18 protein-coding genes are annotated in these 19,375 nt (G+C 32.9%); 5 read left to right on the top strand and 13 right to left on the bottom strand.

The window, feature by feature from the left end; translation table 11 throughout:
• A partial coding sequence (locus LDL23_RS11765) for a T9SS type B sorting domain-containing protein (protein ID WP_291265870.1) occupies nt 1-561 on the top strand: 561 nt, incomplete at its 5' end.
• Between the two features lie 123 nt (nt 562-684).
• Here the strand turns inward: LDL23_RS11765 and LDL23_RS11760 are convergent.
• On the bottom strand, nt 685-1,878 hold the full coding sequence (locus LDL23_RS11760; protein WP_291265869.1) for a pyridoxal phosphate-dependent aminotransferase: 1,194 nt from the start codon (nt 1,876-1,878) through the stop codon (nt 685-687).
• Nucleotides 1,879-2,005: 127 nt separating this feature from the next.
• On the opposite strand from LDL23_RS11760, the gene LDL23_RS11755 reads away from it, so the two are divergent.
• Nucleotides 2,006-3,328 (top strand): aspartyl protease family protein, encoded by a 1,323-nt coding sequence (locus LDL23_RS11755; protein ID WP_291265868.1) that lies wholly within the window; start codon nt 2,006-2,008, stop codon nt 3,326-3,328.
• Between the two features lie 30 nt (nt 3,329-3,358).
• Here the strand turns inward: LDL23_RS11755 and LDL23_RS11750 are convergent, their stop codons facing one another.
• Entirely contained in the window at nt 3,359-3,784 is a 426-nt protein-coding gene (locus tag LDL23_RS11750) for a DUF1573 domain-containing protein (RefSeq protein ID WP_035693499.1), read from the bottom strand.
• A 197-nt stretch (nt 3,785-3,981) separates the two neighbouring features.
• On the opposite strand from LDL23_RS11750, the gene LDL23_RS11745 reads away from it, so the two are divergent.
• Complete coding sequence (locus LDL23_RS11745; RefSeq protein ID WP_291265871.1) at nt 3,982-6,612, top strand: valine--tRNA ligase; 2,631 nt, start codon at nt 3,982-3,984, stop codon at nt 6,610-6,612.
• Nucleotides 6,613-6,871: 259 nt separating this feature from the next.
• Here the strand turns inward: LDL23_RS11745 and LDL23_RS11740 are convergent, their stop codons facing one another.
• The 5 genes from LDL23_RS11740 to LDL23_RS11720 all read right to left on the bottom strand — a co-directional run bounded on the left by LDL23_RS11740 (nt 6,872) and on the right by LDL23_RS11720 (nt 11,117).
• Nucleotides 6,872-8,755 carry a P-loop NTPase fold protein gene (locus tag LDL23_RS11740; RefSeq protein ID WP_291265867.1) on the bottom strand — a complete coding sequence of 628 codons (1,884 nt, stop codon included), beginning with the start codon at nt 8,753-8,755 and terminating at the stop codon, nt 6,872-6,874.
• A 156-nt stretch (nt 8,756-8,911) separates the two neighbouring features.
• Complete coding sequence (locus tag LDL23_RS11735) at nt 8,912-9,331, bottom strand: helix-turn-helix domain-containing protein (RefSeq protein WP_291265866.1); 420 nt, start codon at nt 9,329-9,331, stop codon at nt 8,912-8,914.
• Nucleotides 9,332-9,491: 160 nt separating this feature from the next.
• A complete protein-coding gene (locus LDL23_RS11730) occupies nt 9,492-10,157 on the bottom strand; it encodes a hypothetical protein (protein ID WP_291265865.1) in 666 nt (221 codons plus the stop codon).
• 51 nt (nt 10,158-10,208) lie between these two features.
• Complete coding sequence (locus LDL23_RS11725; RefSeq protein WP_291265864.1) at nt 10,209-10,748, bottom strand: YceI family protein; 540 nt, start codon at nt 10,746-10,748, stop codon at nt 10,209-10,211.
• 15 nt (nt 10,749-10,763) lie between these two features.
• Entirely contained in the window at nt 10,764-11,117 is a 354-nt protein-coding gene (locus tag LDL23_RS11720) for a cytochrome c (protein WP_291265863.1), read from the bottom strand.
• 25 nt (nt 11,118-11,142) lie between these two features.
• Here LDL23_RS11720 and LDL23_RS11715 point away from each other — a divergent pair, with 25 nt between their 5' ends.
• Entirely contained in the window at nt 11,143-11,547 is a 405-nt protein-coding gene (locus tag LDL23_RS11715; protein ID WP_291265862.1) for a hypothetical protein, read from the top strand.
• A 70-nt stretch (nt 11,548-11,617) separates the two neighbouring features.
• Nucleotides 11,618-12,496: a DUF5777 family beta-barrel protein gene (locus LDL23_RS11710; RefSeq protein WP_291265861.1), complete on the top strand. Its 879-nt coding sequence runs from the start codon at nt 11,618-11,620 to the stop codon at nt 12,494-12,496.
• A 66-nt stretch (nt 12,497-12,562) separates the two neighbouring features.
• On the opposite strand, the gene LDL23_RS11705 is transcribed toward LDL23_RS11710, so the two are convergent.
• From LDL23_RS11705 to LDL23_RS11680, 6 genes are all read right to left on the bottom strand, one after another.
• A complete protein-coding gene (locus tag LDL23_RS11705; protein ID WP_291265860.1) occupies nt 12,563-14,620 on the bottom strand; it encodes an FG-GAP-like repeat-containing protein in 2,058 nt (685 codons plus the stop codon).
• A 26-nt stretch (nt 14,621-14,646) separates the two neighbouring features.
• On the bottom strand, nt 14,647-15,768 hold the full coding sequence (locus LDL23_RS11700; RefSeq protein ID WP_291265859.1) for a hypothetical protein: 1,122 nt from the start codon (nt 15,766-15,768) through the stop codon (nt 14,647-14,649).
• A gap of 70 nt (nt 15,769-15,838) precedes the next feature.
• Nucleotides 15,839-16,396: an acyl-CoA thioesterase gene (locus LDL23_RS11695; RefSeq protein ID WP_291265858.1), complete on the bottom strand. Its 558-nt coding sequence runs from the start codon at nt 16,394-16,396 to the stop codon at nt 15,839-15,841.
• A gap of 5 nt (nt 16,397-16,401) precedes the next feature.
• On the bottom strand, nt 16,402-16,752 hold the full coding sequence (locus LDL23_RS11690) for a 6-phosphogluconate dehydrogenase (protein ID WP_291265857.1): 351 nt from the start codon (nt 16,750-16,752) through the stop codon (nt 16,402-16,404).
• An 11-nt stretch (nt 16,753-16,763) separates the two neighbouring features.
• The gene (gene rmuC / locus LDL23_RS11685) at nt 16,764-18,152 is read right to left on the bottom strand and encodes a DNA recombination protein RmuC (RefSeq protein ID WP_291265856.1); all 1,389 of its coding nucleotides are present in this window, start codon (nt 18,150-18,152) and stop codon (nt 16,764-16,766) included.
• A 48-nt stretch (nt 18,153-18,200) separates the two neighbouring features.
• On the bottom strand, nt 18,201-19,375 hold a 1,175-nt coding region (locus LDL23_RS11680; RefSeq protein ID WP_366935489.1), incomplete at its 5' end, for a TonB-dependent receptor.

Below are 19,375 nucleotides of genomic sequence, written 5' to 3'. Positions count from 1 at the left end.
TATGGTGTAATTGCTACAAATAGCATTACGAATTGTGTTTCTTCAGATGTTACAACTATGGTAACTGCAAATGTTACATCAGTAACACCAGCGGCAAGTATGACTGTAACCCAAAGTGCTTATTTTAGTGGAAATGCCACTTTAACAGTGAATATAACAGGTGGAAGCGGAACACTAATGTATTCATTAGATGAAGGAACTTTACAATCTTCCAATGTGTTTACTAATGTAAGTTCTGGACCTCATACTATAACCGTAGTTGATACACAAGGATGTACTTATTTAACTTATACATTATTGGTGATTGATTATCCTCATTATTTTACACCAAATGGAGATGGTATCAATGATGGTTGGTTTATCGCTGGTTTACAAGATACCGATGTAATCTACATCTTTGATAGATACGGAAAACTAATCAAACAGTTGAGAGGTGTTGAGTTTTGGGATGGTACTTACAACCAAGAAAACCTTCCTTCGACCGATTACTGGTTCACTGTTGATTATTTAGAGAACGGAGCTAAGAAACAATTCAAAGCACACTTCTCATTAAAACGATAATTAAATATTTAAAACAAAAAAAGCGGTACTTAGTGCCGCTTTTTTTTTGTAAAATCTAAGACTTAAGGATAAAAAAAAGAGTCCGAATACGTGGACTCTTTTTTATTATAATTTTATATTGAATTATAACTTGTTGTAAACAGCTATTGCTTCTTTTAAAATTTGAACAGATTTAATCAAATCGTCTTTTTTCAATACATAAGCAATACGAACTTCGTCTAAACCAATATTTGGTGTTGAATAAAATCCTGCGGCTGGAGCAACCATAACGGTTTCACCATTTAAATCATAAGATTCTAATAACCATTGTGCAAATTTATCTGCATTATCAATTGGTAATTTAGCGATGCAATAAAATGCTCCTTTTGGAGTCGCTACTTTAACTCCTTCAATTTTGTTTAATTCTGTTATAAGAGTATCTCTACGATCTTTATATTCTGAAATAACATCATCAAAGTAACTTTGAGGAGTTTCCAATGCAGCTTCACTAGCAATCTGAGCATAAGTAGGAGGGCTTAAACGAGCCTGAGCAAATTTCATTGCTGTTGCCATTACTTCTTTGTTTTTAGAAACAATACAACCAATTCGAGCTCCACACATACTATAACGTTTAGAAACCGAATCAATCATAATAGCGTTCTCTTCTAAACCAGGAACATTCATTACTGAAAAATGTTTGTCACCATCATAAATAAACTCACGGTAAACTTCGTCAGCAATTAAGAATAAATCATGTTTCTTAACTATTTCTGCTAATTTTAAAATTTCTTCTTGAGAATATAAGTAACCTGTTGGATTACCTGGATTACAAATTAAGATTGCTTTTGTTTTAGGCGTAATTAACTTTTCAAAAGCCTCGATTGGAGGTAATGCAAATCCAGTTTCAATTCCTGAAATCACAGGAACTACATGCACACCAGAAGCTGTTGAAAATCCGTTGTAATTAGCATAAAAAGGTTCAGGGATAATAATTTCATCACCTGCATCCATTGTACTTCCCATAGCAAAAAGTAATGCTTCAGAACCACCAGTTGTAATGATGATATCTTGAGTATCTATAGGTAACCCATGATTTTTATAGTATTGAGAAAGTTTAGTTCTGTAACTTTCAAAACCTGCAGAATGACTGTATTCAAGAACTGAAATATCAGCTTTTTTTACAGCTTCTAAAGCAACTTCTGGTGTTTTAATATCAGGTTGCCCAATATTTAAGTGATATACTTTATGACCTTTTTTCTTAGCAATTTCAGCATAAGGTACCAATTTTCTAATTGGTGATTCTGGCATTTGTTGGCCTTTAATGGAAACTTTTGGCATAATCTGTTTTTTAAAGATGCACAAAATTGCAATTTTTTTTGTGATATAACTAAAAACGGATACTAAAAAATGTTAAAAACATAAAAGTGAAGTCTTAATTTCTTACATTTAGGTTATAAATTTTTAGATGAGAAAGATTATTCAAATAGTATTTTTATTCATGGTTACTGTAACGCTTCAGTCGCAGTCTAGTTTTAATTGGAATTCAAAAAAGAATACAATTAAAATTCCTTTTGAACTTACTCATAATCTTATTATTGTTGATGTTGGTTTTAACGGAGTTCCTCTCAAAATGATTGTAGATACGGGTTCAGATAGGAGCATGTTGTTTAGTTTTCCAGAAAATGATTCTTTAGTTTTAAACCAAACGGATAAAATAGAAGTTAGAGGTGTTGGAAATGATCAGTCGATTATTGCTTATCTTTCTAAAAATAATACATTAAAAATCAATGAACTTGAAGATAGTAATTTTGAGATTTTATTAATTCCTGATCAAGAAATTACTTTGATTAATAAAATAGGATTACCAATTAATGGTATTTTAGGAAGCACTTTTTTTAAACAGTATGTTACGAAAATTGATTATGATAAAAAGTGCATAACATTGTTTAAAAATAGTAGGAAACAAATTGATAAAGCAAGAAGAAATATGTCGAAATGTAAGGTTGAGATTGATGAAAATAAGCCTTATGTGTCAATTAATACCGAATTGGAAGGCAAGGAAGCAACTTTAAAACTATTATTTGATACGGGTTTGGGTGAAGGCTTGTGGCTTTTTGAAAATGATAAAATTAAATGCTCTAATTTTTATATCAACGATGTTTTAGGGAGAGGATTATCTGGGGATATTGAAGGAAAAAAAGCCAGAATAAAAAATGTTGTACTTTCAAATTATGAATTTAAAAACGTTATTGTTTCTTATCCTGACAGTGTCTTCTTTAAAAGAATTAGCATTTATAGCAATAGAAATGGTTCACTAGGTGGCGAAGTAATAAAGCGATTCAATTGGGTACTGGATTATAAGAATAGTGATTTTTATTTTCAAAAAAATAGAGCTTATGATTTACCATTCAATTACAATATGTCTGGAATTGAAGTACAACATTTTGGTTTTCAATGGGTGAAGGAAGGGGTTAATGTAAATTCCGCAATTGGACTTCTAAACTTAGACGAATTTTATTTTGAAAAAGGAGGCGATAGGAATAAGTATAAATATGAATTAAAACCAATTTTTGAAATCTATAGTATTAGGAAAGATTCTCCCGCAGCTATAGCAGGACTCAAAGTAGGTGATAAAATCATTAAACTGAACAATAAAGGGATTAATCAATTATCCATTCAGAATATAACTGATGTATTTCAATCGGAAGATGGAAAATTAATTACGATTATAATTGAACGTAAAAATGAACAAATTACTTTTAAGTTTAATTTAAAAAAAATCCTATAAAAAAAGTCCCAACGAATTGGGACTTTTTATTTATGAATTTGGAAACGTTTTCTTTTTAACTAACGGACTAATTTCTTCCTTAACAATTACCGTTCCTTTGATTCGTAACGGAACCATACCATTTGGTTTGTTTACCGCATTACTTTCAATAGTAATTGTTTTACTAATAGGACCCGGATTCATGTTATACTGAACTTTAATTTGCCCTTTTTTACCTGGAGCAATTGGTTCTTTTGGCCATTCAGGCACGGTACAACCACAGCTCGATTTTGCATTGGTAATAATTAGTGGAGCATCACCCGTATTTGTGAATTCAAAAATTCTAATTCCATCATCTTTTCCTTTTTCTACCTCACCATAGTTGATGGTTTCTTCTTTAAATTCAATCTTTGGACCCGTTTGAGCAAAAGAAGCCATCCCAACTAATACAGTTAAATAAACAAGTAATTTTTTCATCATCTTATAAATTAATAGGTTGTTGTAAAAATAATTAAATATAAGCAACCAACAAACTACTCCTAACATTTTTTTTATTTTCGTTATATAGTTACTTTTGCAATTAGTAAAACAAAAAGCATACCAAAGTAAGTTTTGGAATGTTAAAACGAACGATTCAACCGTTCAACGATTCAACAATTAAACAAGAAAAAAATATAATGATTCCTGCACAATTCAACGCTAAAGAAGTAGAACAAAAGTGGTACGACTACTGGATGAAAAACGATTATTTTACATCCAAACCCGACCACAGAACGCCGTACACCATTGTAATTCCGCCACCAAACGTAACGGGAGTCTTACATATGGGACACATGTTGAATAACACCATTCAAGATGTATTAATTCGTCGTGCGCGTTTAAAAGGGTTCAACGCTTGTTGGGTGCCAGGAACCGACCATGCCTCAATTGCAACCGAAGCGAAAGTAGTAGCGAAGTTAAAAGAAGAAGGCATCAATAAAAACGATTTAACACGCGAAGAATTCCTAAAACACGCTTGGGATTGGACCGAAAAATACGGAGGAACCATCTTAGAGCAATTAAAACAATTAGGTTGTTCTTGCGATTGGAGTCGTACTAAGTTTACGATGGATGACGATATGTCAGCATCGGTAATTCACTCATTTGTAGATTTATACAACAAAGGTTTGATTTACCGCGGTTACCGAATGGTAAACTGGGATCCAGAAGCTAAAACTACCTTATCAGACGAAGAAGTAATCTTTGAAGAACGTCAAGGAAAATTATATTTCATCAAATATAAAATCGAAGGTTCAGAAGATTTCTTAACCGTTGCAACGACTCGTCCAGAAACAATTTTTGGAGATACTGCAATCTGTATCAATCCAAATGACGAACGTTTTTCGCATTTAAAAGGGAAGAAAGCAATCGTTCCAATTTGTGGTAGAGTAGTGCCAATCATCGAAGACGAATATGTTGATGTAGAATTCGGTACAGGTTGTTTAAAAGTAACGCCTGCTCACGATACAAACGATAAAACGTTAGGTGATAAACACAATTTAGAAATCATCGATATTTTCAATGAAGATGCGACTTTGAATTCTTTCGGATTGCATTATCAAGGAAAAGACAGATTTGTTGTTCGTGAAGAAATTGCGAAAGAATTAGAAACAATCGGAGCGTTAGCAAAAACCGAAACGCATTTGAATAAAGTAGGAACTTCTGAAAGAACAAAAGCGGTAATCGAACCAAGATTATCCGACCAATGGTTCTTAAAAATGGAAGATTTAGTAAAACCTGCTATCAAAGCCGTTTTAGAATCAGACGAAATCAAATTATATCCAAGCCGTTTTAACAATACGTATGCGCATTGGTTAAACAACATTCGCGATTGGAATATTTCACGCCAATTGTGGTGGGGACAACAAATTCCGGCGTACTATTTTGGTGACGGAAAAGAAGATTTCGTAGTAGCGGAAAACATCGAGAAAGCCCTTGAGCTTGCGAAAGTAAAAACTGGCAACGCAACACTGACCACTGCTGACTTACGTCAGGACGCTGACGCCCTAGATACTTGGTTTTCTTCATGGTTATGGCCAATGGCGGTTTTTGGAGGTGTTTTAAATCCAGAAAGTGAAGATTTTAAATATTATTATCCTACCAATGATTTAGTTACGGGTCCCGATATTTTATTCTTCTGGGTAGCGCGTATGATTATTGCAGGTTATGAATATGCAGGCGAAAAACCATTTTCAAACGTATATTTAACAGGATTAGTTCGTGATAAGCAAGGTCGTAAAATGTCGAAATCTTTAGGAAATTCTCCAGAACCGCTTGGACTAATTGAAAAATTTGGTGCTGATGGAGTTCGTGTGGGATTGTTATTGAGTGCTTCGGCAGGAAATGATATTTTATTCGACGAAGAATTATGCAACCAAGGAAAAGGTTTCTCTAACAAAATTTGGAATGCTTTCAAACTAATCAAAGGTTGGGAAGTGGCGGATATTGCACAACCAGAATCTTCAAAAGTTGCCATCGAATGGTACGAAGCGAAGTTGCAACAAACCTTAGCCGAAATCGAAGATAACTTTGATAAATACAGATTATCAGACGCGTTAATGGCGATTTACAAATTGGTTTGGGACGATTTTTGTTCGTGGTTCTTAGAAATGATCAAACCAGGTTACCAACAACCAATTGACCGCGCTACGTTTGAAAAAGCAATTGAAATGTTAGAAGCGAACTTGAAATTGTTACATCCGTTCATGCCGTTTTTAACGGAGGAAATTTGGCATCATATTGCCGAAAGAACGCCAGAACAAGCGTTGATAGTAGGCGAGTGGCCAAAAGCAAAAGCATTTGACGAAAAATTAATTACCGATTTTGATTTTGCAACCGAAGTAATTTCTGGAATTAGAACGATTCGTAAAGACAAAAACATTCCGTTTAAAGATGCGATGGAATTAAAAGTGGTGAACAACGAAAAAGCATCAACGTATTTTGATTCGGTGATTCAGAAGTTAGGAAACTTGACTACGTTAGAATATGTTGCAGATAAAGTAGATGGTGCGTTATCGTATCGTGTGAAATCGAATGAATATTTTATTCCAATTAAAGGAAACATTGATGTAGAAGCAGAAATTGCAAAATTAACCGAAGAGTTGAACTACACGAAAGGTTTCTTACGCTCAGTACAAGGGAAATTGTCTAACGAGAAATTCGTAGCCGGCGCACCTGAACAAGTAATCGCCAACGAACGCAAAAAAGAAGCCGACGCTTTAGCTAAAATTGCGACTTTAGAACAAAGTTTAGCGAGTTTGAAATAGCATTTTGTCATTCTGAACTCGATTCAGAATCTAAAAATAGTAAATCCCGAGTGTTGGCTCGGGATTTTTTTGTTTTAAAAATGGCGAGTTGCCATAAACAACTTTTTAGATTGAAATTTCAACGGTTCTCAGCTATACGCAGGCAGGGATTTTACCACTGAACTTCCTACGAAGAACTGAACTTTAATTTTACTACTTTCCTGCCCTACGAAGCACGAAACCCCTGATTGCGTATAGGTGATGTTGGCAGTAGTGATTCTTATTTCGGGAAGTTGTTCTCGCATTCAGATAGTGTCTGTGTAAGGTAGTTTAAGCTTGCATTTTTTAAACTTTTCACTTTCCTTTTCCTTGTTGGCTTATTAATTTCTTCTCTAAGCTTAATTACAAAATCCTTTTCTGGGAAAATCTTTTCGTAGATGTGAACATGATACCTGTTTTTAAAATAATGTCCTAGTTTCCAAATCTTCTCATTTTCAAGTTGTCCTATGGTTTTTACTACCTTTTTCAAGTTGAATTCTAACCAAAAAGGCGAGTATCTTAATTCATTATCTCGCTCGGATACTTTTTCTATAAATGAATCATAGTCGTTTTGGAATAAATCAAATAGTTCTTTTAATTCTGTCTCTTTATTAACCTTTTGTAAGGAATCATTTATTTCTACACAATACTTTATTATTTCAATAACATCATCTATAAATTCTGTATCGCTACTCACCGACATATGGAATCCTAAGTCGTAATTGTACGTGTAATTAGAAATTCCATTTTTTATTCCATTTTTAAATCTCCTTTTTAGGTTTTTAAAATTGTAGCCGAGGATATTATTAAATCGAGTTGCATAATGAAAAACGGTTGCATACTGTCTTAGTTGGTATTTTCCGTCATCGACAAATTCAAGCATTTTTGAAGTTAGTCTTTTGTAGCTTTCGTCTGATAAGTTTAGGCAACCCAAGTAAGATAAGTCATTTAGTATTATTTCTTGCTCAGGGATTTCTCCATCTTTCACAATAAAATACTCCATTAATTCAGACTTCAAAGTCTTAATGCAAAATGACTTTGTTCCAGTGACATAGTCAAATACGGATTTAAAGAAATAATACTTTTTGTTTGTAAAATATTTGTTTCTAAACGTCTCTATGTAAGTCGGAGTTTTTTCTTCCTTTTCATCTTTTTTATTGTTCTTAAGTAGCAAGCTAAAATCAAAATTTGAGAAGGAAACTTGACCAAGTTCTTTCACTTCTTTAAAATTTGTAGAGTTTATTAATCCAAGTTTATACTCTATGGTAATTGCAATTGTAAAATCGAGAACCGATTGGAGTTTTTCTTCTTTTAAAAGATTGAAGTCTTTATCTACTTGAAATTCATTTTCCAATGGATAGTAGATTGTCCTAAAGTGTTCAAGAAAGAAAATTAAGTTTCTAAAGTTATTTTGGTTTACTTGAATAATTTCTACAATCCGAGAAGAATTAATTTCTAGAAAAGCATAGAATGATTTTGAAGAAGATGAATATCTCGTATCAATAATTTGTTTAAATACACTTTCAACGTCTGGTTCAAATTGAATTGAAACACCAATTACCTTTTCTCTGAGACTTGAAGAATAATTCTCATCTTTAATTAGTTGTTCTTCGTTAGCTATAATTATAATTTTCGCACCTTGATTTTCAACTAACGAATTTATGAAGCCGAATACATCACGTAAATCCAAACTTTCACTTTTTCTATCCAAGTCATCAAAGCAAATGACTAATTCGTCATACTTTAACCAATCATCAGCATCTTGACTTATATCACCTATATAATCATCAATATCTCCTGCACCCTTTATTTGTGCAATTCCCCTTATTAAGGATTTGCCAATCCCAGCAGCTAATTTTAAACCTTTATGTCTAAGAATTGGATAAAGTTCTACAAAAATTGCGGTCTGAATTTCATCTAAACTTTTAAACCCAAAAAGAGAAATATGAATTGGAGTAAATTTTTTCCTGTAATCTTTCGCAAGGGATACTTCTTTAATTTTTGGAGATAGATAGTTTTTGTAAAAATGAGTCTTGCCAACACCATACTGTCCGTTAATAATGACAGCGTAGTTTGTTTCAATACTCAAATATTGCTTTATAATTTCTACTTGTTCTATGTTCATTTCTGTATCATTACCGCCAACTTGTATATATGCGCTTCAAAGTATCGCCAATCTACCCAATTTGGGGTGTTTAAGCGCTATAAACTAGCGTTTTTCAAATATAAGAAAAAATTCTTACAAATTAGCTTATGAAACATTAGTTCAAAATACTATTTTCTAACCCGCTATTTGTTTTTTTAATTGCTGCGTTGTGGTTTTTATAAAGGCTTCTTTTCCTTTTTTGGTATCATTTATCATGGCTTTTATGTCGGCTGGAATGGTAAAGTATTTATCAGCCCACAAATGGATTTCTACAATAATGGGTAATAAATCAATTGCTTTTGGCGTAAGCTTATATAACACCTTTGCTTTACTTTCTGGGTGTTCTAGTTTTTCGATGAGTTCATTTTCTTCCAAATTTTGTAGTCTTGCAGCCAAAATATTCGTAGCAATTTTTTCTTCCGATTTTAAAAATTCCCCATAAGTCGATTTTTGACGAAACATCATATCTCTAATAATCAATAACGACCATTTATCGCCCAAAATATCAAGGGTACAACTAATTGGACAGTCCGATCTTTTTTTATTTTTTTCCATAACTATAAAAATATTTCAAAATTTAACTTGCATTTTGAAAGTAGCTAGTAAGTTTAACTTGTAAAATAGAACTTTTAGATAGACTTTTTAATTTTCTAAATTAGGATACAAAAAAAGCACCGATTTCTCAGTGCTTTTTACTATCATAAAAGAGTTAGTATTACATACCACCCATTTGTTTTTGGAATTCTTCCATAGTTACTTTAGTAAAACCTTCGCCTACTTTAAAAGCATCTGCAGGAATTTCTTTTGAAAATTTTGTAGCTGTCATAACCATGTCGCCTTGAGCTGTTTTAACCTTCATTTCTAATGGATATCCTGTTAATTTAAGCGCTACTTTAGGATTTGAAGGCGCTTGAGGTGCAATTGCATCTGTAACGTAGAATGTGTTTTTTGAACCATCGTTCATAGTTATAATTGCTTTATAGCATTTAAATCCTACGATTTCTTTAGTGTCTTTTTTGTCGTAAACAATTTCTTTAGCGTCATCTAAATTACTAAGACCTTTAGAGGTTTTTGAAGCTTCTTCTCCTACATCAGTAATTTCATATTTCATACCCATTACTTCCATTGTCATTTTAGAATCTTTTTTATTCTCATTAGGAACAATAGTTTTCATCATCATCATGCCGCCCATCATACTCATATCTGTAGCTTGCATGGTTTCGTCAAAATGAACAGTTATAGTGCTTTCTCCCATTGCGGCCATTTCCTCACTTGCGCTTGGCATTGTCATGTTGTAAGTTACAGAACCTTTTTTTAATTGTGTTTGTGCATTGGCTGTAATTCCTACAAATAATAGGGCAGTTAATGCAATTTGTGTCATTTTTTTCATGTGAGTTTCTTGTTTGTATAATAATGTAAATATAATAAAATACTAATTCAATGCAAATTCAAAGCGAACATTTACTTTCTTGGTAACTTTTTTACTCACTACACTTGGAATTTCAATGTCAAAGTCATCTGTATTGACGGTAAAGTCAGATACAATTTCTATGCCATCTTTTCCTTTTTTAATTTTTGCGATTATTGAAATGTCTTTTGCTTTTCCATGCAGTTCTAATTTTCCTTTAATGGTATAATTGGTTGCTGTTGTAGTAATCTTAGAAAGGTCGAAATTTTCTATTTTTCCTTTAAAAGTGGCTTTAGGGAATTTATCGCTTTCCACATAATTCTCGTTAAAATGTTCTTCCATTAACGCCACCTTAAATCGGAACCCTCTTAATAAGGCAAGTGAAGCAATTTCGCCCGTTTTGGTATTAATCACACAAGAAACACCTGAATTTTTTGCCTTTACTTCTTCAAATGAAGGCACTGAAGCTTCAAAAGTAATGGTTCCGGTTTTAGTGATTAATTTGTCTTGAGCGAAAGAGAAATGGGTAATCAAAAGTAAAACCAAAAATAGTTTCGTTTTCATAAGTATAAGATTTAGTTATTGAGGAAAATTAGCATTTTGCCATTCGATTATGATGTTGATGTCGTTTTGTGATAATCTTGGTCCTCCCAAAGGCATAGCTCCAGATGTTCCTTCAACTCTTGAAATTCGGTCAATTAAATTATTTAAAACCGAAGCCTTTACATTCTCGTATGTAGTAAGAGAATTTGGTGCTCCAAAGTTGGTAGGGTTACCATGACAGTTTAAGCAATTGTTTTGAATAATAGGTCTTACATCGTTCTGATAGCTTATTGAAGTTGGGATTTCAGTTTCACTTAAATCAGAAATACTGTCTTCTGTACAACTTATCGTTGTAAAAATAAGCACTAACAAGGAGATTTTTTGTATCATTTTTTTCATTTTAAATATATTAGTTATGACTAGAAAATTGAAATTTAGATTACTATTAGGTTCTGTTTTTGGATTATTACTATCCATTATCGCATTGTATTTTTTCTTGTATCAGTCACATCGGGACATAGCATCAGAAAATTCGGCTTTTGAGACTAGTGTGAACGAATTATCGCAACGCTTTATTAACAATCCTGATTCTTCAATCGCTACTTATGCTAATCAAACTATTTCCATATACGGAAATGTTACCGCATTGGATTTAAAACAAAACAGTATAATTCTAGATGATAAGCTTATTGCTTTGCTAACTAAAGAAGAAATTAAAAAAGTGAAAAATGGCGATTTGGTAAAAGTAAAAGGCAGATTTATTGGATATGATGAACTTTTCGAAGAATTAAGAATGGATCAATGTATTGTGGAACAATAACGACTTTCAAAAATCTCTCAATTTCAAAAACTACTTTAATTAACACTATTTTATAAATAAAACCTTAATTATGAAAAAACTAATTTTCTTATCGTTACTTTCTTCGTTTATTGGATTTGCTCAAGATGATTTGTTAAACGAAATTGATTCAATTCCGCAAAATCAGAAAGTTGAATCGGCATTTAAATCTTTGAAAATTGTGAATTTAGAATCTACAAAATTAGCTTCAAAAGGTGATTTTTACTTCATTGTAGCGCACCGATTTGGATTTGTGAATAATGGATTTGATGATTTTTTTGGATTGGATAATGCCAATACCCAGTTGAAGTTTTTATACGGAGTAAACGATTGGTTAACCGTTCATGTTTCGAGAAGTGGTTTTCAGAAAACGTATGATGCTGCAGTTAAATATCGTTTATTTGCTCAAGGTGAGAATAATTTTCCGGTAACAATAGTTGGATTTAATAGCATTGCCGTTAATTCGGAATTAAAAAAGGAAAATTATCCTAATTTAAAATTCGAAAATCGTTTAGGTTATGTAACCCAACTTTTAATTTCGCGTAAATTTTCAGAAAAGTTATCTTTAGAATTAGCTCCAACGGTTTTCCATGAAAATACATTACGTGATATTTTAGATGAAAATAATATGGTTATTTCTCCAAATCCTCAAGACAATACACAATATGCCATTGGAATAGGAGGTCGTTATAAATTAACCAAGCGTTGGTCGTTTAACGTAGATTATGCCGCTCATTTAAACAGAGCTAATGAATCTATTTACAAGAATCCATTATCAATAGGTTTCGATTTGGAAACAGGAGGTCACGTTTTTCAGATGCATTTTACCAATTCGACTGCAATGCATGAAACCGGATATTTAGGGCAAACCGTCGGCGATTGGACTAAAGGAGAATTTGGTTTCGGATTTAATTTAGTGAGAGTGTTTTAAATAAAGCAATAAAAAAAAAGCTGATTCTTAAACTTTAATCAGCTTTTTTTATTGAGTTTAGTTGAATTATTTTTTTATAAAATTTTTAGAGTATTTTTCTCCGTCTGTAGTTTCAATTGATAAAATGTAAACACCTTGTGCTAATTCTGAAACAGAAAAACTAGAATTTGACAATGTAACTTCTTTTATCACGTTTCCAAGTGTTGAAATAATTGAAATACGCTTAATATTTAGCATTTCAGTATTTGAAAGTGTAATTATATCGCTTGAAGGATTTGGGTACAATTTAATAGAATTTAAGTTGTTATCAGCAACACTCAATGGGCTAGAACCTTCAATAATAGTTAAAGCTTGATTAATTGTTGGGTTGTTTATCACATCAACTGTTCCTGATGGCCAAATTACAACCACTTGACTTACGGCAGTTGCAGTACCTAAACCAAAGTGTGCATTTAGGGTACTCATATGTCTAAATCCTTCACCGCTTCTAATATCTCTAATTTGTTTTCCAAACGCACCATAAATCTCAATTCGGGCACCTATACCATTTCTATTGCTTTGAACTCCTCGTAGATTAAATTTAACCCAATTGTTTCCATTTGGAACAGCATATCGAATTGTAGAACCGTTTTGAAAATCTATAAAGCCATCGTTGTTTAAATCACCTACCGCAGAAACGGATAATCCGGTGTAAGTTACAGCAGCAAAAATATTATTTCCTTGATTAAACATGATTTTATTTGCACCTCCTAAAACATCCACTCTTCCATCATTGTCAAAATCATAAGCAATGTTGTCAGTACTAGTTGAGGTGTTAGTATCCCATCCAGAACCTGCTGTTATATTGGTAAAAGCACTCAATGTTCCTGTAGTTTCAAAATTGTTTCTAAAAAAATTATGTGCTCCTGAACTTGCAGTAATGATTACATCCATATCACCATCATTGTCGAAATCGGCAATAGCAGAAGACCAAGTTTGTACAGGAGTTATGTTGATTCCAGCTAGAGCAGAAACGTTTGTGTAGATTCCATTTGTATCATTTCGGTATAATTCACATGGTGGTCCAGAACATTTTGAAACAAAAACATCAGAATCTCCGTCATTATCAAAATCAGTAAAAAGGGTTGCATAATTTCCTGTTGTTGTTGCAATACTCATGGCGCCAGGAGTAACCGTTGATTGATAAAAAGTTAGTCCAGAACTTCCATCGTTTAAGTAATAACAACTTGGAGCGATATCATGGCAAACGAATACATCTAAATTACCATCATTATTTAAATCAGAAAAATTAGTTCTTTGCGAAAAGATATATTGACCAGGAGTATAGGTAGAAAAAGCTGTTCCAGTACTATTTGATTTCAAAATGGTTGCACCACTACCATTACCTAAAACAATATCGTTAAAACCATCTTTGTTGTAATCACCAGCAGCCATACTCCAATTCGGTTGTAAGACTGTTCCAGATAAAGGAATATCAGTAACGGTATAGGTTCCAGATGTATTTGTTTGGTAATGAATTCGCATATTAGCGGCGCTTATACCCACAATATCATCTTTGTAATCTCCATTCATGTCGACTACACAAATATTATATGCACTGTTTATTGTAGGAACAGTTTGTGTCGTGTAGGTAATTGGAGTTGTTGGGATTAAAACAGTACTCTCGGTAAGTTGAAAGCTAAATCCAGTATTATTGGTTGTATTAAGCCATCTGTTGTCCCAAACGATGTAATAAGTTGTTCCAGCAGTAACGTTGAAATTTACGGTAGAAGAGTAGCTAGAGCCTGAGTCATCATCTCCAATGAGACAAGTAAGATTACTACAATTTCCAGTAAAAACATGCATTCTAGTATCTTTTCTAGGATTGTTTAGGGCAATATCAGAAGTTATATTTACTGCAAAATTTTGCGATGGAGTATAGGCATACCACTCACCAGCTGGAATATTTACGGTAGGTATTGCTCCATTAGGAGCACAAAAACTGGAAGGTTGGGTTCCATTAATCACTCCTACAGAATATGTTCCTGGACCAGAAATTGGCATAGCACTTTCACAATTGTCTTGCGCAAAATTTGCTGTTGTGGAAAGTAATGTAGCAAAGGTTAATAGTAAAGTTTTTCTCATAGTTGTATTGTTTAATGGTTAGGGTTTTAGTTACAAGGGCTTAATGAATTAATCCACTCTTCTACAAGTTGAATTCCTTCTTCGTGAATAATGGTTCTACCGTGTAAAGGCATTCTATACGTTTCATCAATCGTATTTAATCTATGATAAAGCATAGAGCGATAGATGTTTCCAGGAGTAACTATTTTTGATAAAGCAGGTTCAAAGTTTTGCATATCTTGTGTGTCTACGCAAACACCCATATTAGTTAGATTGTTATTTGTTTCAGAAAAAGCAAAACGCATTGGTCTGTAATCACAATGCCCATGTTCTTTGTGACAATGTGCGCAATTAATGTCGAAATAAGATCGAACTCTCATCTCAAGTGGTTGTGTGTTATCATTGTAATTTACAATGGTGTTTGCCTCCGTAGGTAACGCAAAATTATTTAGCTTGCCTAATTCAATCCATTTAGTTAATTGATTTTTAGATTCGCTACCATAATTGTATGTTTTGTTTAGGTTTTGAGGTTTTATACCAATTGGAATATTCTTTTGAACATAATTTCCATCTTCATAACTTTTAGTTTTATGACAAACAATGCATTGTGCTTCATTTGGGATTCTATAATCTACTGTTCTAGTTACATTGTTATCGTCTTTGAATGTAATGTTTTTAGTACTACCATTTAAATCAAGTAACGCTTCTGTTTGCTCATCATTCCAAACGTAATCGGCAAAAATCCAACCTTCTGATTTTCTAATCATCAATCGGGTTTCAAGTATTTTTGTCGAATTTGATGGTTGCACATTATCATAATAAAAAGTTTTTATGATAGCAGAACCAATTGGTAAGTCTAGAATTTCATCATCGCCATTAAAAGAAGCTTTCGTTCCGTTTGGCAACCAAACAAATCTCTTTTTATGCGCATAATCTGTGAAAAGAGAAGAAATAGGTTCATATGGAATTACATTTAATGAAGGAATTTGATTCTTCATTTCGCCTTCAAAAAATTTGTAATCCGATAGTTTTGAATAGGGTACTTGTGTTAGGTCAACTGTGACAGGAGAAACAGGTGTATAGTCATTATCATCATTATCGCTTGTACAAGCATAAATAAGAAGAGAGATACTAATAATAATGGTGTAAATCGAGTATTTTTTTATCATTTAGTTATATTTTGTTTGTTTTGTTTAAGACAAATATAACTTTTTTTTCAAAATATTGACGATTTAGTAATTAAATTTTGAATAAAGTATCGGAAATTACAACATTATAATTTTTTAAATTATCAATCGCTTCTTTTGATTTGTGATCAAAATTGGTCTCAATTTCTTTAGCTCTTTTTTTGTTTTCGATGCGATTAATACTATCGTAAAAGCGGCGAACTTCTTCTAAATTGGATAAAATAAGTTTGGGAACTTGAACATTTTGTCCGTTTTCATTTTTTGCCACCATGGTAAAATAGCTCGAATTGCAATGTTTTTTTACTCCAGTTTGAATGTGTTCCGATGTAACTCGAATTCCCACCACCATCGATGTTTTGCCAACGTAATTTACAGAAGCTTTTAAAGTAACCAATTCGCCCACATCCACAGGATTCAAAAAATCAACCGTATCCACCGAAGCCGTTACACAATAGCAACCCGAAAATTTAGAGGCACAAGCAAAGGCAATTTGGTCCATTAATTTCAATAAATATCCACCATGAATTTTTCCACTGAAGTTAGAGTGCGATGGTAACATTAATTCAGAAAGTGTAATTCTTGATGCATCAACGGTATTAGCAATTTCCATAAAAATTATTTTTCAAGTGAAACTTTAGTAACAAAATAGCGGGTATCGCCCCACCAAAAGAAAGTTTTGTAGCGTTCTTCGTATTCTAAAGTTACTTTTTTGCCTTGATTTTGTTTGAGTTGTTCAATAACAGCAGTTTCATTGTCCATTATAGAAAAAGCAAAAATTTGAGCGCCAGAAATACCCTGACTTAATTCGCCCTCCCATGTTTTTACGATAAAACCTTTATGGCTAATTTTAATCAATTCACCCGAGCGGACTCCGTCACTATATGGTACATAATAAATAAAACTGAAGTAACCCACCGTTATTAGAGTTAGTGATAAAGCAATATAAAGAACAATTTTTCGTATCATAATTTTCTTTTTTAGTCGTTATTGTTTTCAGAAAGTGATGAAATTTCATCTGTTTCATTAGCTCTTTTTAGAACAGCTTCTGGAAGTGCTTTTTTAGCTTTAGCTCCCATTTTTTTCAGTTTTTCAACGCTTGTAATCAGATTTCCTTTTCCGTCAACCAGCTTGTTCATAGCGTTACCATATTCGATTTTAGCTTCGTCCATTTTCTTCCCAATTTTAATCAAATCGGAAACAAAACCTTCAAATTTATCATACAAAGCTCCAGCTTGACGCGCAATTTCAATCGCGTTCTCTTGTTGTTTTTGGTTCGTCCACATACTGTCAATCGTACGTAAGGTTGCCAAAAGGGTAGAAGGCGTTACAATCACAATATTTTTCTCGAATGCTTTGTTGTATAGCGTTGTATCTTCATTTAAAGCCACTGCAAAAGCAGACTCAATCGGAATGAAAAGCAACACAAAATCTGGACTTTCCATGTGGTACAAATCGTGGTAATTTTTGCTACCCAATTGCTCTACATGTCGATTTATCGAAACAATGTGTTCTTTTAAATGTTGATTTTTTATATCCGAATCTTCCTCGTTGATGTAACGTTCGTAAGCGGTTAAGGTTACTTTCGAATCGATAATCATTTTCTTGCCATCAGGAAGATTGATGATAACATCGGGGAATACACGATTACCGTCTTCCGTAACGTGACTTTGTTGTACAAAATATTCTCTGTCTTTCTCTAATCCCGATTTTTCTAACACGCGTTCTAACACCAATTCTCCCCAATTTCCTTGCATTTTGCTGTCGCCTTTTAAAGCTTTGGTTAAATTGATGGTTTCCTTACTCATTTGCTCGTTCATTTCGCGAAGTCCCAAAATTTGTTGGCGTAACGCAGCATGATAATCGATACTTTCTTTATGCGTATCTTCGACTTTCTTTTCAAAAAGTTGAATTTTGTCTTGTAAAGGTGACAAAATATTTTTCAAATTCTCCTTGTTTTGCTCGGTGAATTTTACTGTTTTTTCTTCTAGAATTTTGTTGGCTAAGTTTTCAAATTCTTTAGTGAATTTCTCCTGAAGTTGCTCTACTTCTTGCTTTTGCTCTTTATTGCGTTCTAATAAATTATTAAAATCATTTTCCTTTTTAGCCAAATGAATCGCTAAAGATTCCTTTTCTTTTTGAAGATTTTCTTTTTCGGATGAAAGTTGGGCAAGCGATTTCTCAAACTGATTTCTTTCTGTTTGAAATTGTACTTTCAATTGTTCCATTTGATTTAAAAGTCCGTTAATTCGTTCTTCTAAACCTGATTTTTCGGATTGTGATTTGGCGCTAAAAATTAACTTCCCGATGAAAATTCCAACGGCAAGTGCTACAATAAAAGTGATTAAAATAAGCATGGATTCTGGCATAAAAAAGTTATTATCTGAAGTTAAATGTACTACTATTTTTCGAATTATTTAAAACTTGTAACTCAAAACTGCTCTACAATTAAATGGCGTTCCAGGCGTAAAGTGAATTTCGGTTACAGATGAGGTTTCTCCTTGTAATTGAGATTCGGTTTCAAATTGGGTTTCGTTCCATTCTGTGTTGAAGATGTTTTCGATTAAAATTCCTGCTGTAAAATTTTTGTAGGTATAATTCAAATTCAAATCGGAAACAAAATATCCTTCTGCTGTTAAAGAATAATCTTCATTCGCAGGTCTATCGCCTAAATAGCGGCTTTTAAACGAACCCGAAAATCGATTTTTTATCACACTCAAACTTCCCATAAAAGTGGTTTTTGGAGCCAACGGAATGTAATCGTTTCCACTTGGTTCTTCTATGCTTTTAGCATTCGTATAAGTGTAATCAGCATTTAAGAATAGCCAATCGGTGAATTGATAGCGTAAACCTAAATCGATTCCTTTTCTTGCGGTTTTTCCACTTGGTTCTACGATTCCCGCATCGCCAACGTAGACAAATTCTTGTTCCAAAAATAAATACCAAAGCGCTGAATTGATGATTAATTTTGGAGTTGGTTTCCATACAAAACCTAAATCTGAACCATACGAAGCAGGTAATGTTTTTCTTCCACCATTCGCTACGTTTACACGTGTATCGTTACTGTGAAATCCTTTTCCCGATTTTAAAAATAGCTGAAGTTTGTCATTGTATTTATAAAGAAAGTTCAATTTAGGACTCAAAATCCCTTTGTTAACGGCTTCATTTGAATAAGTTGGACTCAATTTGTCATAGTAATCAAATTTGAAATAATCATAACGAAGTCCGGCATTCACAATTAATTTGTTGAATTTGAATTCAGTATTTCCGTAACCAGATAAATTGCTTTCGTTTATGTCGCCCAACATTATATTTTCTAGTGTTGTAACACGATTAGCAGTATGAGAAAGTTCAATATCATTCACTTTATCTTGTCGTAAGCCCATTCCAAATTGGTAGCTAAACGGAGTGTTTTTAATGAAAGTATGTTTGTCAAATTCAGAGTTTAATCCGAAAGTTGTTCGTTTTTCTTTTTGTCTAATTTGGTCTCCATTTATTGGATCTTCCAAGAAAAAAGTAAAGTTAGAATACAATTCGAAATCATATAACGAAACATAAGCACTAGTTTTCAAACTCGAATTTTCAGACAATT

This window comes from Flavobacterium sp., assembly GCF_020217025.1.
Classification (GTDB): domain Bacteria; phylum Bacteroidota; class Bacteroidia; order Flavobacteriales; family Flavobacteriaceae; genus Flavobacterium.
This window is presented reverse-complemented; position numbering and strand designations above follow the sequence as displayed.

Excerpts from the sequence above, each read along its gene's own strand:
- rmuC (WP_291265856.1), bottom strand. The coding sequence starts at position 18,152 with ATGCCAGAATCCATGCTTATTTTAATCACTTTTATTGTAGCACTTGCC.
- LDL23_RS11715 (WP_291265862.1), top strand. The coding sequence starts at position 11,143 with ATGACTAGAAAATTGAAATTTAGATTACTATTAGGTTCTGTTTTTGGA.
- LDL23_RS11705 (WP_291265860.1), bottom strand. The coding sequence starts at position 14,620 with ATGAGAAAAACTTTACTATTAACCTTTGCTACATTACTTTCCACAACA.
- LDL23_RS11760 (WP_291265869.1), bottom strand. The coding sequence starts at position 1,878 with ATGCCAAAAGTTTCCATTAAAGGCCAACAAATGCCAGAATCACCAATT.
- LDL23_RS11700 (WP_291265859.1), bottom strand. The coding sequence starts at position 15,768 with ATGATAAAAAAATACTCGATTTACACCATTATTATTAGTATCTCTCTT.
- LDL23_RS11690 (WP_291265857.1), bottom strand. The coding sequence starts at position 16,752 with ATGATACGAAAAATTGTTCTTTATATTGCTTTATCACTAACTCTAATA.
- LDL23_RS11725 (WP_291265864.1), bottom strand. The coding sequence starts at position 10,748 with ATGAAAACGAAACTATTTTTGGTTTTACTTTTGATTACCCATTTCTCT.
- LDL23_RS11740 (WP_291265867.1), bottom strand. The coding sequence starts at position 8,755 with ATGAACATAGAACAAGTAGAAATTATAAAGCAATATTTGAGTATTGAA.
- LDL23_RS11720 (WP_291265863.1), bottom strand. The coding sequence starts at position 11,117 with ATGATACAAAAAATCTCCTTGTTAGTGCTTATTTTTACAACGATAAGT.
- LDL23_RS11735 (WP_291265866.1), bottom strand. The coding sequence starts at position 9,331 with ATGGAAAAAAATAAAAAAAGATCGGACTGTCCAATTAGTTGTACCCTT.
- LDL23_RS11710 (WP_291265861.1), top strand. The coding sequence starts at position 11,618 with ATGAAAAAACTAATTTTCTTATCGTTACTTTCTTCGTTTATTGGATTT.
- LDL23_RS11730 (WP_291265865.1), bottom strand. The coding sequence starts at position 10,157 with ATGACACAAATTGCATTAACTGCCCTATTATTTGTAGGAATTACAGCC.
- LDL23_RS11695 (WP_291265858.1), bottom strand. The coding sequence starts at position 16,396 with ATGGAAATTGCTAATACCGTTGATGCATCAAGAATTACACTTTCTGAA.
- LDL23_RS11755 (WP_291265868.1), top strand. The coding sequence starts at position 2,006 with ATGAGAAAGATTATTCAAATAGTATTTTTATTCATGGTTACTGTAACG.
- LDL23_RS11750 (WP_035693499.1), bottom strand. The coding sequence starts at position 3,784 with ATGAAAAAATTACTTGTTTATTTAACTGTATTAGTTGGGATGGCTTCT.